The sequence below is a fragment of the Pseudomonas sp. R43(2017) genome (assembly GCF_002112345.1).
Classification (GTDB): Bacteria; Pseudomonadota; Gammaproteobacteria; order Pseudomonadales; family Pseudomonadaceae; genus Aquipseudomonas; species Aquipseudomonas kribbensis.
Window position 1 is genome coordinate 1 of record NZ_NEHJ01000007.1, and the last position, 14,565, is coordinate 14,565.

The window sequence follows — 14,565 nt, forward strand, 5'->3', positions numbered from 1 at the left end:
CTGATCCCATCCCGAACTCAGAAGTGAAACGATGCATCGCCGATGGTAGTGTGGGGTTTCCCCATGTGAGAGTAGGTCATCGTCAAGATTAAATTCCGAAACCCCAATTGCGAAAGCAGTTGGGGTTTTGTTTTGCCCGCAGGAAAGTTCGTACAGCATTCTCAGACGCCTTGCGGCTGCCCTTACCAACCGACAATGCTAAGGTTCAGCCCTAGCTTTTGTATTTTTCCAAGGAAGCCTCATGCCGGACACACAGTCCCTCAACGCTGCATTCATGGTGGTTCAGAGCAACAGTCTGGACGAACTGCGCAGCCTTGTGATCAGCATCATGCGGCGTTATCCGCTGGCTCCTCTGGAAAACGAAATTGCGCTTGTGCAGAGCAACGGCATCGCCCAATGGCTCAAGCTGGCACTGGCAGAGGATCCTGAAGAGGATGATTTGGGTGGCTGCGGTATTGCCGCGGCAATTGATGTGCAGTTGCCGGGCAGTTTCATGTGGCAGCTTTACCGCATGGTTCTGGGACGAGATGAGATTCCGGCCAAGTCCTTGCTCGACAAGGCCCCTCTGACCTGGCGCCTGATGCGCTTGTTACCGCAGGTCATCGACTTGCCGCATTTCGAACCCCTGCAACGATTTCTGACCCATGACACCGACTTGCGCAAGCGCTACCAGTTGTCCGAGCGACTGGCGGATCTGTTCGATCAGTATCAGGTGTACCGTGCCGACTGGCTCGAGGATTGGGCCGAGGGGCGACATCAACTACGAAATGTCAGAGGCGAAATAAAACCACTGCCCATCACCAGTTGCTGGCAGGCGGAGTTGTGGCGCGCATTGCTTGAGGATGTCGGTGAACAAGGTATGGCTCAAAGCCGTGCGGGCGTGCACCAGCGATTCATCGAGTGCATCAACAACCTTGAAAAAGCACCGACAGGCTTGCCGTCACGGGTAATCGTTTTCGGAATTTCCTCACTGCCTGCACAAGTACTCGAAGCATTGGCTGGGCTGGCCCGCTTCAGCCAGGTCCTGCTCTGCGTACACAATCCTTGCCGTTATCATTGGGCCGATATCGTTGCCGACAAGGATCTGTTGCGTCATCAATACAAGCGTCAGGCTCGCAAGAGCGGCATGCCCGTAGCGCTGGATCCGGAGTCACTGCATCAACACGCCCATCCGCTGCTTGCCGCCTGGGGCAAGCAAGGTCGTGACTACATCAATCTGCTCGACAGCTATGACGACCCCGGCAGCTATCGCGCGGCATTTCGCAATGGTCGTATCGATCTGTTCAGCGAAACAATCCCGCAAAACATGCTCAATCAACTGCAGGACGACATTCTGGAGCTGCGCCCGCTCAGCGAGACGCGTGAGCTCTGGCCTAAGATCGATCTGAAGCAGGATCAATCGATTCGATTCCACATTGCCCATAGTGCGCAGCGCGAAGTGGAGATTCTCCACGATCAGCTCCTGGCTCGATTCAGCGCCGATCCTGAACTGCGCCCCCGCGATGTAATCGTGATGGTGCCCGACATCGACAGTTATGCGCCGCACGTCCGTGCAGTGTTCGGACAGCTGGATCGTCATGATCCACGGTTCATTCCTTTCACGCTGGCCGACCAGGGGCAACGCGGTCGCGACCCATTGCTGATCGCCGTCGAACATCTGCTCAAGCTGCCCGATAGTCGTTTCCCCGTCAGTGAAATCCTCGACTTGCTCGATGTGCCGGCGTTACGCACACGGTTCGGGGTGGAGGAGCGGGACCTGCCGACACTGCATCGCTGGATCGAAGGCGCCGGGGTGCGTTGGGGGATGGACGCTGACCAGCGTGCCGGACTGGGGTTGCCAAATGAACTGGAGCAGAACAGCTGGCGTTTCGGCCTGAAGCGGATGCTCCTCGGATATGCGGTTGGCGATTCCAGTGCCTGCGGGGGCATTGAGCCCTACGACGAAATTGGCGGCCTCGATGCTGCGCTGATCGGTCCTCTGTCCGCCTTGCTGGATGCCTTGGAGTACTCGCACCAGCAATTGCTCAAACCTGCGAAACCTCAAGAGTGGGGGAGTCGATTACAGGTACTGATTCAGTTGTTTTTCAACGCGAGCAACGAGCATGACGACTACTTGCTGACTCAGCTTGAGGAGCTGCGCGAGACATGGCTGGAGACCTGTGAGTCTGTCGGACTGGAAGACGAATTACCGCTGACCGTTGTTCGCGAGGCCTGGCTGGCCGGGCTGGATCAGGGGCGTTTGTCCCAACGCTTCCTGGCCGGTTCGGTGAACTTCTGTACCCTGATGCCGATGCGGGCAATTCCCTTCAAGCTGGTTTGTCTGCTGGGCATGAACGACGGCGATTATCCCCGGGCACAACCACCGTTGGACTTCGACCTCATGGGCAGCGATTACCGGCCGGGAGATCGCTCCCGTCGTGAAGATGATCGCTATCTGTTGCTCGAAGCACTGCTGTCTGCTCGCCATCAGCTCTACATCAGTTGGGTTGGACGCAGCATTCGTGACAACAGTGAACGGCCACCCTCGGTGCTGATCGGTCAGTTGCGCGATCATCTCGCCAATGGTTGGCGAACGACTGCTGAAAACTCGGATCTGTTGCATGCCATGACCCAGGAGCACCCGCTGCAGCCTTTCAGTTCACGTTACTTCCATGACGGTGATGAGCTGTTCAGCTATGCCAATGAATGGCAGGTGCTGCATCAACTTCATGAGCCTGCTGAAGTGAAAGGAATGCTTGAACCCCATGTTCAGGAGGAGCCGCTCGGCCTTGCACTGCTGCAGGATTTTCTGCGTAACCCGGTTCGACACTTTTTCACTCAACGCTTGAAGGTTTACTTCGAAGCGGCACAAGTACCTCAAGCCGATGAAGAGCCCTTTGTGCTGGATGCCTTGCAGCGATATACCCTCAGCAGCAGCTTGCTCGACGCGGCCTTGAGGCATCCGGAGAGTGTTGATCAGGCGCTTGAAGCTCAGGCCCGGCGCCTGCAAAACAGTGGGCTGCTGCCCATGGCGGGATTCGGAGAGTGCCTGCAACGAGAGCTGATCGAACCGCTTCCTGATTTGCTGCAACGCTATCAACAACTGCTGACGCTTTGGCCGACTCCGCTGACCAGTGCGATCCCGATCAATCTTGAATGGCAGGGATTGCGCCTGGAAGGGTGGCTTGGAGGGTTGCATCAACGCGCCGATGGCGGTGTGCTGTCGGTGACGACTATCCCCAACAGCATCGGTTCAATCAAGAACCGCAAATGGCACCGTCTGATCAAACCGTGGGTCGATCATCTGGTCGCTTGTGCGAGTGGACTGTCCTTGACCACTGCACTGGTCGCCAGCGACGACACTCTCTTGCTTGAACCCATGGAGCAGGATCGGGCGTGGCGGGTACTCGAAGACCTGCTGCTCGCCTGGCAGTCAGGAATGCGCCAGCCACTTCCGGTTGCGGTGAAAACCGCTTTTGCATGGCTGGGCCAGAGCGACCCGCTGAAGGCCGAAGCCGCTGCACGCAAAGCCTATGAAGGTGATGGCCAGACCAGCGAAGGCGAGAGACGCGAAAGCCCCGCATTGGCGCGGCAGTTCCCGGATTACGATGCTTTGCTGGTCGGGGAGACATTCCCCGATTGGTGTAACGCTCTATACCGCCCGGTGCTCGAAGCCCCTTGGCAGTCATTGGCCAGCGAGGGGGTACGTTCATGAGTACAAAGCAGCCACTTGCCCTGGCGTTTCCATTGAAGGGCAGCCAACTGATCGAGGCCAGTGCGGGCACCGGCAAGACGTTCACCATCTCCGCGTTGTATCTGCGCCTGATCCTCGGCCACGGAAGTGAGGCGAGCGGCTTCGGTCGCGAGTTGTTGCCACCGCAGATTCTTGTAGTGACCTTCACCGATGCGGCAACCAAGGAGTTGCGCGAGCGCATCCGCACACGTCTGGCCGAGGCCGCACGCTTCTTCCGTGACGAGACGCCACCCCCTGATACGTTGATCGATGAGCTGCGCGCGCAGTTCGATCCTCAGCAATGGCCCGGTTGCGCCAATCGCCTGGATATCGCCGCGCAATGGATGGACGAGGCTGCGGTCTCGACGATCCACAGCTGGTGTCAGCGAATGCTGCGCGAACACGCATTCGACAGCGGCAGTCTGTTTACCCAGTCTCTGGAAACCGATCACAGCGATCTGCTCGGCGAAGTGCTCCGTGATTACTGGCGCCTGTTCTGCTATCCGATGCAGGGGGATGCCCTGAATTGGGTTCGTACTAACTGGGGAGGTCCGGCCGCCCTGTTGCCTCGTGTACGTGCTCTCTTCGGCACTGAACGTGACGGCAAGGAAGACAGATCTCCGGCCGAACTGATCGACGAGTGCCTGCTGGAACGCCGCGCAGCATTGGTTGAATTGAAAAAGCCCTGGCAGCAGTGGGCGGAAGAATTGCTCGTCATTTGTCATCAGGGTGTTGCCAGCAAGACAGTCGACGGACGCAAGATGCAGGCCCGCTACTTCGAGCCCTGGTTCGAGAAACTCAAGACCTGGGCTGAAGACGAGTCACTGGAACAACTGGATATCGGTACCGGATTTACTCGGCTGACGCCGGACGGCATGGCCGAAGCCTGGAAAGGCGAGCCCCCGAGTCATCCGGGACTGGACGCGATGTCGAGGCTCAAGTCGAGTCTCGACGGGCTGCCGACGCCTGACGCGGCTGTGTTGCAGCACGCCGCCAAATGGGTAGGTGCGCGCTTTGAGGAAGAGAAGCGCAGACGTGCCGAAATGGGCTTCGATGACATGCTGCTGCGCCTTGACGCCGCGTTGCGATCCGAAGGCGGCGAGCGCCTCGCCACGCTTATCCGCGAGCAGTTTCCGGTCGCCCTGATCGACGAATTCCAGGACACGGATCCGGTGCAGTACCGGATCTTCGAGAACATCTATCGCATCGAGGAAAACAATCCCGAGACCGGACTGTTTCTGATCGGAGATCCCAAGCAAGCGATCTATGCCTTTCGTGGCGCGGACATCTACACCTACCTGCGCGCGCGAATAGCCACCGCAGGGCGACTGCATACGCTGGGTACGAACTTTCGCTCCAGCCATGGGATGGTCCGCGCAGTAAACCAGGTGTTCGAGCGCGCCGAGTCCCGTGAACAGGGGCGCGGTGCGTTTCTGTTTCGAGAGAAAGACGGTGACAACCCGGTGCCGTTTCAGCCTGTGGATTCTCAGGGGCGCAAGGAGCATTTACTGATTTCCGGGCAAGACGTGCCGGCGCTGAACATCTGGCGTTTATCTACAGAGCAGCCAGTCTCCGGTGCGGTCTACCGCCAGCAGTTGGCGGCGGCCTGCGCCAGTGAAATCACTGCCCTGCTCAATGGCGGACAAGCCGGTAGCGCGGGTTTCGCCCAGGAAGGCAAGGATTTTCGCGGGCTGCAGCCGGCGGACATCGCAATTCTGGTGCGCGATGGCAAGGAGGCTCAAGCGATACGCGGTGAGCTTGCCGCCCGTGGGGTGCGCAGCGTCTATCTGTCGGACAAGGATTCAGTCTTCGCGGCCCAGGAGGCCCATGACCTGCTGGCCTGGCTCAAGGCCTGTGCCGAGCCGGATGTCGAGCGCTCGCTAAAGGCAGCCTTGGCCTGCATTACCTTGAATCTGCCGTTGGCTGAACTCGAACGCCTGAATCAGGATGAGTTGGTCTGGGAAGGACGAGTCATGCAGTTTCGGGCTTATCGCGAGATCTGGCGCAAACAAGGCGTGCTGCCGATGTTGCGGCGATTTCTGCATGACTTTCATCTACCGCAAACCCTGATCGCTCGCAGTGATGGTGAGCGGGTGCTGACTAACCTGTTGCACCTGTCGGAGTTGTTGCAGCAGGCGGCCTCCGAACTGGATGGCGAGCAGGCGCTGATCCGTCATTTGGCCGAGCACCTTGCGTTGTCCGGTCAGGCGGGTGAGGAGCAAATCCTGCGCCTTGAAAGCGACGAGCAACTGGTCAAGGTCGTGACGATCCACAAGTCCAAGGGGCTTGAGTATCCGTTGGTGTTTCTGCCCTTCATCTGCTCGGCCAAACCCGTGGACGGCAGCCGGCTGCCGTTGCATTACCACGATGCATCCGGCAAGGCTCAGGTCAGTCTCAAACCGGATGCGGAGCTGATTGCCCTGGCCGACAATGAACGTCTGGCGGAGGATCTGCGTTTGCTCTACGTCGCGCTGACCCGGGCACAACATGCTTGCTGGCTTGGTGTTACGGACCTTAAACGCGGCAATAACAACAGTTCGGTTCTGCATCTCTCGGCACTTGGCTATCTGCTGGGTGGTGGCGCGTCACTGAGCGAGTCCAGCGGTTTGACTCGTTGGCTGGACGATCTGCAACAGTATTGTCCTGCACTGAGCGTTCTTGAAATGCCGCTGGCGACCAGCGAGCTCTACCAGCCACCACGCAATGAAGCGACCCCAAGTGCCACGTTGATACCCAAGCGCAGGGCCAGCGAAAACTGGTGGATCGCCTCCTATAGCGCATTGCGCATCAGTGATGTGTTGAGCGTCGGCAGTGATGAGGCACCGGACAGTCCGCAAGCGCAGAAACTGTTCGACGACGAGCGCCTCGAACCCGATGCCCCCCGCGAGATCATTCCGGGGGGCGCCGAGATTCATCGTTTCCCCCGAGGGCCGAATCCGGGGACGTTTCTCCATGGATTGCTCGAATGGGCAGGTGATGAAGGTTTCGCGGTTTCGCGCGAGTCGCTGGAAGACGCGATCGCCCGGCGCTGCAATCGTCGTGGCTGGGAAGGCTGGATCACGACTCTCAGCGACTGGTTGCGGCATCTGCTCAAATCGCCGATGCCGGCAGGCGCCGGTCGACCTTCAGTCGTGCTGGAGCAACTGAAACAGTATCGGGTCGAGATGGAGTTCTGGTTCGCCAGCCACAAGGTCGATGTCGTCAGACTCGACGAGCAGGTACGCAAGTTCACCCACAACGGCGTTTCCAGGGTTGCCGCCGAGGCCGTGCAACTCAACGGCATGTTCAAAGGCTTCATCGACCTGACCTTTGAGCATGATGGTCGTTACTACGTGGCGGACTACAAATCCAACTGGCTGGGCGTCGATGATGCCGCCTACACCGAGCAGGCCATGGAACAGTCGATTCTGGAAAACCGCTACGACCTGCAATACGTGCTGTACCTGCTGGCACTGCATCGTCAGCTCAAGGCCCGTCTCGCCGATTACGATTACGACCGGCACGTGGGTGGTGCGCTGTATCTGTTCCTGCGGGGTACACGGGCAGACAGCGGTGGCGTGTATTTCGCGCGGCCGCCACGGGAGCTGATCGAGCGTCTGGACCGGATGTTCCAGGGCAAACCGGAACCGAAATCCGAGCCGGTATGGGAACAGGGAGAATTGCTATGAGCCGCACCTTCGCGCACTTGTCGCCGATTGCGCTGGATGCAGACAGTCTTGCTCGACTGATGCCCCTGATGCAGGCCGAGGACTTGCTGCAGTTACTGACCCACTGGGTAGAGCGAGGGTGGCTGCGGGCACTGGACAAGGCATTCGTGACGTTTCTTCATGAGTTGGTGCCAGACGTCGACCCGCTGGTTCTGCTTGCCTCCGCTTTGACCAGTCACCAGCTCGGTCATGGTCATGTGTGCCTGGATTTGTTTGAAACCCTCAAGGCTCCTGACTTTGCCCTGTCCCTGCCACCTGAAGGTGATGCGCAATCCGGTGTGTTGTTGCCATCGCAATTGCTTGAATCACTTGACGGCGCGCACTGGTGCAAAGTGCTGGCCGGCAGCCCTCTGGTGGCGCTGGCTGCCGACGAGAGTGAGTCTGCACGGCAATGCCCTCTGGTGCTGTCCGGTAAACGCCTGTACCTGCGCCGGTACTGGGCCTATGAACGACGTATCGACACGGCATTGCGCCTACGTTTGGCAGAGCATGAAGCGACGCCGGGTGATCTGTCGCAGCGACTGGGCGAGTTATTCGGATCGGCAAAGACATCCGGTGCGATCGACTGGCAGAAACTCGCCTGCGCACTGGCGACCCGAGGTGCCTTCAGCATCGTCACGGGCGGGCCGGGCACCGGCAAGACCACCACGGTCGTGCGTTTGCTGGCGTTGCTTCAGGCTCCGGCGGTCGAAGCCGGTCAGCCTTTGCGCATTCGCCTGGCCGCACCTACGGGTAAAGCGGCAGCGCGGCTGACCGAGTCCATCAGCCAGCAAGTGCAATCGCTGGAGGTTGCCGAAGCCGTTCGGGAGAAGATTCCTTCCGAGGTGACTACCGTTCACCGCCTGCTCGGCAGTCGTCCCGGCACTCGACACTTCCGCCATCACGCGGGTAACCGCCTGCCACTGGATGTGCTGGTGGTCGATGAAGCGTCCATGATCGACCTGGAAATGATGGCCAACCTGCTTGATGCGTTGCCTTCACATGCTCGTCTGGTGTTGCTGGGCGACAAGGATCAACTGGCCTCTGTCGAGGCCGGTGCGGTGCTGGGGGATCTGTGTCGTGATGCCGAGGCGGGTTGGTACAGTCCGCAGACGCGTAAGTGGCTGGAGTCCGTGAGCGGGGAGTCCTTGCAGGACGCCGGTTTGCACGAAGACTCCGACGGTACGCATCCGCTGGCACAGCAAGTGGTGATGTTGCGTCACTCGCGGCGTTTCGGCGAGGGCAGTGGCATCGGCCAGCTTGCGCGCCGGGTGAATCAACAACGGCCAGATGAAGCTCGTCACTTGCTGGCAGCGCGAAGCCATGACGACGTGTATTCGCTGGCACTCAAGGGAGAGCATGACCATGCACTGGAACGCCTTGTTCTGGACGGGCATGGCGAGGGGCCCCATGGTTATCGGCATTACCTGAGCGTCTTGCGCAATCAGCGCCCGCCTGCCGGTGCCCCACTTGAAAATCCCGGTTGGCTCGATTGGGCGCGAGCAGTCTTGCAGGCGTTCGATACTTTCCAGTTACTGTGCGCCGTGCGCAAAGGGCCGTGGGGTGTCGAGGGGCTGAACCTGCGTATCACCGAAGCACTGCTCAAGGCGCGGCTGATCGACAGCGACCAGCAGTGGTATGAAGGCCGTCCGGTCCTGATGACCCGCAATGACTATGGCCTGGGGTTGATGAACGGTGATATCGGTATCGCTCTAAAACTGCCCGAACGAGATGGACCGAACGCCGGTGAACCGGTGCTGCGGGTGGCGTTCCCGCGTAACGATGGGCGCGGAGGGGTGCGGTTTGTGTTGCCGAGCCGGCTTAATGATGTTGAAACCGTGTACGCCATGACGGTGCACAAGTCGCAAGGCTCGGAGTTTGCCCATACCGCGTTGATCCTTCCCGACGCTCTGAATCCGGTATTGACCAAAGAGCTGATTTACACCGGCATTACCCGAGCCAAACACTGGTTCACCTTGATCGAACCGCGAGCCGGGGTATTCGAGGAAGCGGTGCAGCGCAAGGTCAAGCGCTTGAGCGGTTTGATGCTGGAACTGGAGGAAGGCGCGGCGCTTCGAGGGTGAAGTTGCCAGTGATTGCCGGCGTTATCTGACCGACCGGTCAGAGGGGGCTGTATCGCTGGCGTTCCAACGCTGTGCTATCGTTGCGGCATCATTTCGTAACGATCCAAGAGAATCCCTGCATGAAGCTGGCTGTCTGGGCGACAGAGCGCGTAGTTGGCAGCAAGCGAGCGTTGCTTGCCGTTCTGCTCTGTTTGCTCACAGGCGGGGTTGCTGCCCAGCCGCAAACACCGGTCGGTATGGCTGAACAACGGGCCAAATCCGTCACTCAGGTAGTCCTTGGCATCCTCAGTTACGCCCGTTGGCCGGTCGAGCCTGCGCAGTTGCGCCTGTGCATCGTCGGTCCCACCGAATACACCGACGATCTGGTGAAAGGCACGACCCAGGCTACGGGCCGGCCTGTCACGGTGCGTCGCCTCTTGGCCGATAACCCGTCCATCGTCAGCGAGTGCGATGCGGTGTATATCGGCAAGCTCACCGCCGATGAACGCAGCCGTCTGTTCGCTTCGCTGATCGGTCACCCAATATTGAGCATCAGCGAGGGCGGCGATCAATGCACGGTCGGCAGCCTGTTCTGCCTGCGAGTCGGTGACGAACAGGTGTCGTTCGAGGTCAATCTCGACTCCGTCGCCCGCAGCGGCGTGCGCATTCATCCTAGCGTGCTGCAGTTGTCGCGCCGCAAGCCGGCGGCTCCATGAGACGCGACAAATCCACAGGGCGTCCGACCCTGGGTTCGGTCATCGGTCGCGGGCACTTGATCGTCGCGCTGGTTGCCGTGGCGATGGCCAGTGTGTCCCTGACCCTGCTCGGCGTTTTGGCGCTGCGGGTCTATGCCGATCACAACCTGCACTTGATCGCTCGTTCGATCAGTTACACCGTGGAAGCGGCGGTGGTGTTCAACGACAAGCCTGCCGCGACGGAGGCGCTGGCGTTGATCGCCTCGACCGAAGAGGTGGCAGACGCGCAGGTGCTGGACAGCCAGGGTCAGTTGTTGGCGCGATGGCAGCGTCCGGAAAACGGTTTGTTTTCCGGGCTGGAAATGCAGATCACACGGATAGTGCTGGAAAAACCGATCAGTCTGCCGATCCTGCACCAGGATCGCGAGATCGGCCGGATCCTGTTGATCGGTCACGGCGGCAGTCTGATGCAGTTTCTGTTGAGCGGTCTGGCGGGCATTATTCTCTGCACGGCGATCAGCGCCTGGGTGGCGCTTTATCTGGCGCGCCGTCAGTTGCGGGGGATCATCGGCCCGCTGCACAGCCTGGCGGGGGTGGCCCACGCCGCCCGCAGCGAACGGGCACTGGACCGGCGGGTGCCACCGGCGAAAATCGCCGAGCTCCACAACCTCGGCAACGACTTCAACGCTTTGCTCGATGAGCTGGAGTCGTGGCAGACCCACCTGCAAAACGAGAACGAAACCCTTGCCCACCAGGCCACTCACGACAGCCTCACGGGACTGCCCAACCGGGCGTTTTTCGAAGGGCGCCTGATTCGTGCATTGCGCAGTGCCAACAAACTCAACGAGCGCGCAGCAGTGCTGTTTCTGGACAGTGATCGTTTCAAGGAGATCAATGACAATTTTGGCCATGCGGCCGGCGATGCGGTGCTGGTGGCGGTCGCGAACCGGGTGCGGGCGCAGCTGCGCGAAGAGGATCTGGTGGCGCGTCTGGGCGGCGATGAATTTGCCGTGCTGTTGACGCCGTTGCACAAGACCGAAGACGCCGAGCGCATTGCCGACAAGATTCTCGCCAGCATGGACACCCCGATTGCATTGCCGGGCGACACCAGTGTGGTGACCTCGCTCAGTATCGGCATTGCGGTTTACCCCGACCATGGCGCCACGCCCGGCACCTTGCTCGATGCGGCCGACGCCGCGATGTATCAAGCCAAGCGCCTGTCCCGCGGCGCCCAATTCACCGCCGGGTCGGAGCACCCGGTCGATCCCGTTCAAACCAGGAGCTGATGCCCGTGTTCTCAATGTCCTTTCGACTGTTTTCCACCCTGTTACTGACCGCCATGCTGGCCCTGACCGGTTGCCAGACCGCACCGCAAAAAGGCCTGACACCGGCACAGATTGCCGTGCTCAAGCAGCAAGGTTTTGAACTGACCGACGACGGCTGGGAGTTCGGCCTTTCGGGCAAAGTGCTGTTTGGCAGCGACATCGAAAGCCTGAACAAGCAAAGTACCGAGATCGTCGAACGTATCGGCAAGGCCTTGTTGGGTGTAGGCATCGAACGGGTTCGCGTGGATGGTCATACCGACGCTTCGGGCAAGGAAGCCTACAACCAGCAGCTGTCTCTGCGCCGGGCAAAAAGTGTGGGCAAAGTGCTGACCTCGGTCGGCATGAAAGAAGAGAATATCCAGCTGCAAGGCCTCGGCAGCCGCGAACCGGTGGCCTCCAACGACACCGCCGCCGGCCGCACCGAAAACCGCCGGGTGTCGATCGTCGTTAGCGCCGACTAGTCGGCGAACTGCATCTCCCGCGTCTGCCCCATCAGCAGACCCTGATTGCGCTCGGTCACTTCGCGGATGTAATCCCACAACAGGGTGATCCGCTTGAGCTTGCGCAGATCCTCCCGGCAGTACATCCAGAACTGCCGGGTGATGTCGATTTCCTCCGGCAACACCGGCAACAGGCGCGGATCCTGGGCCGCGAGGAAGCACGGCAGAATCGCCAGCGAACGCCCCTGCTGCGCCGCCACGAATTGCGCGATCACGCTGGTACTGCGCAAGTTCGCGCTGGCGCTTGGCACCACGTTTGCCAGATACAGTAGCTCCGAGCTGAACGCCAAGTCATCCACATAACTGATGAATTGATGCTTGCCCAGGTCGGCGGGGCGGCGTATCGGTGGATGTTTGTCGAGGTATTCCTGGGTCGCGTAGAGCTGCAGGCGGTAGTCGCAGAGTTTGCAGCACACGTACGGCCCGTGTTCCGGGCGTTCGAGGGCGATGACGATGTCGGCTTCGCGTTTGGACAGGCTGATGAAGTGCGGCAGCGGCAGGATGTCCACCGAGATCGCCGGGTAGGCGTCGACGAAGTGGCTCAGTTGCGGGGTGATGAAGAAGCTGCCGAAACCCTCGGTGCAGCCCATGCGCACATGTCCGGACAGTGCGACGCCGGAGCCGGACACCTGCTCACAGGCCATGTGCAGCGTGCTTTCGATCGACTCGGCGTAACTCAGCAGGCGCTGGCCTTCGGCGGTCAGCACGAAACCGCTGGTGCGGGATTTCTCGAACAGCAATGTGCCGAGCGCCGCTTCAAGTGAACTGATCCGCCGCGACACGGTTGTGTAGTCCACCGCCAGACGTTTGGCCGCGGTGCTGGCCTTGCGGGTACGGGCGACTTCGAGGAAAAACTTGAGGTCGTCCCAGTTCAGCGAGCCTAAAGACGTGATGTTTTTTTGCATGATGGACGGGCTTATATGTGCGTTCTTATTAGAAGTTTGCACATCTATACTCCAAAAACAGTCCGACAACCAATTCGTGACACACGCCTCATCTCAAGGCGAACCCTTCGCCTTGGCTCCCAAGATAAAAACAATTTCTGGAGACCAGCATGAACGCATCGCTTACGCCCAACGAAACCACGGTCCAGAAGGTCAAGCTGCTGATCGACGGCGAGTGGGTCGAATCGCAGACCACCGAGTGGCACGACATCGTCAACCCGGCGACCCAACAGGTGTTGGCCAAAGTCCCGTTTGCAACCGCCGCTGAAGTCGACGCTGCCGTGAGTGCCGCCCAGCGCGCCTTCCAGACCTGGAAGCTCACCCCGATCGGCGCACGCATGCGCATCATGCTCAAGCTGCAGGCGCTGATCCGCGAACACTCCAAACGTATCGCCGTGGTACTGAGCGCCGAGCAGGGCAAGACGATTGCCGATGCCGAGGGCGATATTTTCCGTGGCCTGGAAGTGGTCGAGCACGCGTGCTCCATCGGCAGCCTGCAAATGGGCGAGTTCGCCGAGAACGTGGCCGGCGGTGTCGACACCTATACCCTGCGCCAGCCGATCGGCGTTTGCGCCGGCATCACGCCGTTCAACTTCCCGGCAATGATTCCGCTGTGGATGTTCCCGATGGCCATCGCCTGCGGCAACACCTTCGTGCTCAAACCGTCCGAACAGGATCCGCTGTCGACGATGCTGCTGGTGGAGCTGGCCATCGAAGCCGGCATCCCGGCGGGCGTGCTCAACGTTGTGCACGGTGGCAAGGACGTGGTTGATGGCCTGTGCACTCACAAGGACATCAAGGCCGTTTCGTTCGTCGGTTCGACCGCCGTCGGCACTCACGTTTATGACCTGGCCGGTAAACACGGTAAACGCGTGCAATCGATGATGGGCGCGAAAAACCACGCCGTGGTGCTGCCGGACGCCAATCGCGAGCAAGCGCTCAATGCCCTGGTCGGCGCCGGTTTCGGTGCGGCCGGTCAGCGCTGCATGGCTACTTCGGTGGTGGTGCTGGTGGGCGCGGCCAAACAGTGGCTGCCGGATCTGAAAGCGCTGGCGCAGAAACTCAAGGTCAACGCCGGCAACGAGCCGGGCACCGATGTCGGCCCGGTCATTTCGAAAAAGGCCAAGGCGCGGATTCTCGATCTGATCGAAAGCGGCATCAAGGAAGGCGCCAAACTCGAGCTGGATGGTCGTGATATCAGCGTGCCGGGCTACGAGAAAGGCAACTTCGTCGGCCCGACCCTGTTCTCGGGCGTGACTACCGACATGCAGATCTACACCCAGGAAATCTTCGGCCCGGTGCTGGTGGTGCTGGAAGTCGACACCCTCGATCAGGCCATTGCGCTGGTCAACGCCAACCCGTTCGGCAACGGCACCGGCCTGTTTACCCAGAGCGGCGCAGCGGCACGTAAATTCCAGACTGAAATCGACGTCGGCCAGGTCGGCATCAACATCCCGATTCCGGTACCGGTACCGTTCTTCAGCTTCACCGGTTCGCGCGGTTCGAAACTCGGCGACCTCGGCCCGTACGGCAAGCAAGTGGTGCAGTTCTACACCCAGACCAAAACGGTCACGGCGCGCTGGTTCGATGACGACAGCGTCAACGACGGCGTGAACACCACCATTAACCTGCGCTGAGGA

8 protein-coding genes and 1 rRNA gene are annotated in these 14,565 nt (G+C 60.1%); 8 read left to right on the forward strand and 1 reads right to left on the reverse strand.

The annotated features are described in order from the left end of the window. The 7 genes from rrf to CAG02_RS19745 all read left to right on the forward strand — a co-directional run. Positions 1 to 88, forward strand: a 5S ribosomal RNA gene (gene rrf, locus CAG02_RS19715); the annotation flags it as partial. 153 nt (positions 89 to 241) lie between these two features. Next, positions 242 to 3,694 carry an exodeoxyribonuclease V subunit gamma gene (gene recC / locus CAG02_RS19720; protein ID WP_085713187.1) on the forward strand — a complete coding sequence of 1,151 codons (3,453 nt, stop codon included), beginning with the start codon at positions 242 to 244 and terminating at the stop codon, positions 3,692 to 3,694. After that, positions 3,691 to 7,380 carry an exodeoxyribonuclease V subunit beta gene (recB, locus tag CAG02_RS19725; protein ID WP_085713188.1) on the forward strand — a complete coding sequence of 1,230 codons (3,690 nt, stop codon included), beginning with the start codon at positions 3,691 to 3,693 and terminating at the stop codon, positions 7,378 to 7,380. The genes recC and recB overlap by 4 nt, the downstream gene beginning before the upstream one ends. Further along, on the forward strand, positions 7,377 to 9,482 hold the full coding sequence (gene recD / locus CAG02_RS19730) for an exodeoxyribonuclease V subunit alpha (protein WP_085713189.1): 2,106 nt from the start codon (positions 7,377 to 7,379) through the stop codon (positions 9,480 to 9,482). The genes recB and recD overlap by 4 nt, the downstream gene beginning before the upstream one ends. A gap of 119 nt (positions 9,483 to 9,601) precedes the next feature. Beyond that, the gene (locus CAG02_RS19735) at positions 9,602 to 10,177 is read left to right on the forward strand and encodes a YfiR family protein (protein ID WP_085713190.1); all 576 of its coding nucleotides are present in this window, start codon (positions 9,602 to 9,604) and stop codon (positions 10,175 to 10,177) included. Beyond that, a complete protein-coding gene (locus tag CAG02_RS19740) occupies positions 10,174 to 11,442 on the forward strand; it encodes a diguanylate cyclase domain-containing protein (RefSeq protein ID WP_085713191.1) in 1,269 nt (422 codons plus the stop codon). Before CAG02_RS19735 ends, CAG02_RS19740 begins: the two co-directional genes overlap by 4 nt. Further along, complete coding sequence (locus tag CAG02_RS19745; RefSeq protein WP_170931625.1) at positions 11,442 to 11,942, forward strand: OmpA family protein; 501 nt, start codon at positions 11,442 to 11,444, stop codon at positions 11,940 to 11,942. Before CAG02_RS19740 ends, CAG02_RS19745 begins: the two co-directional genes overlap by 1 nt. Here CAG02_RS19745 and CAG02_RS19750 read toward each other — a convergent pair. Further along, positions 11,939 to 12,886, reverse strand: a complete 948-nt coding sequence (locus tag CAG02_RS19750; RefSeq protein WP_085713192.1) for a LysR family transcriptional regulator — start codon at positions 12,884 to 12,886, stop codon at positions 11,939 to 11,941. The two genes, CAG02_RS19745 and CAG02_RS19750, sit on opposite strands and share 4 nt — an antisense overlap. Positions 12,887 to 13,035: 149 nt before the next feature. Here CAG02_RS19750 and CAG02_RS19755 point away from each other — a divergent pair, with 149 nt between their 5' ends. Further along, positions 13,036 to 14,562: a CoA-acylating methylmalonate-semialdehyde dehydrogenase gene (locus CAG02_RS19755; RefSeq protein ID WP_085607979.1), complete on the forward strand. Its 1,527-nt coding sequence runs from the start codon at positions 13,036 to 13,038 to the stop codon at positions 14,560 to 14,562. Positions 14,563 to 14,565 lie beyond the last annotated feature (3 nt).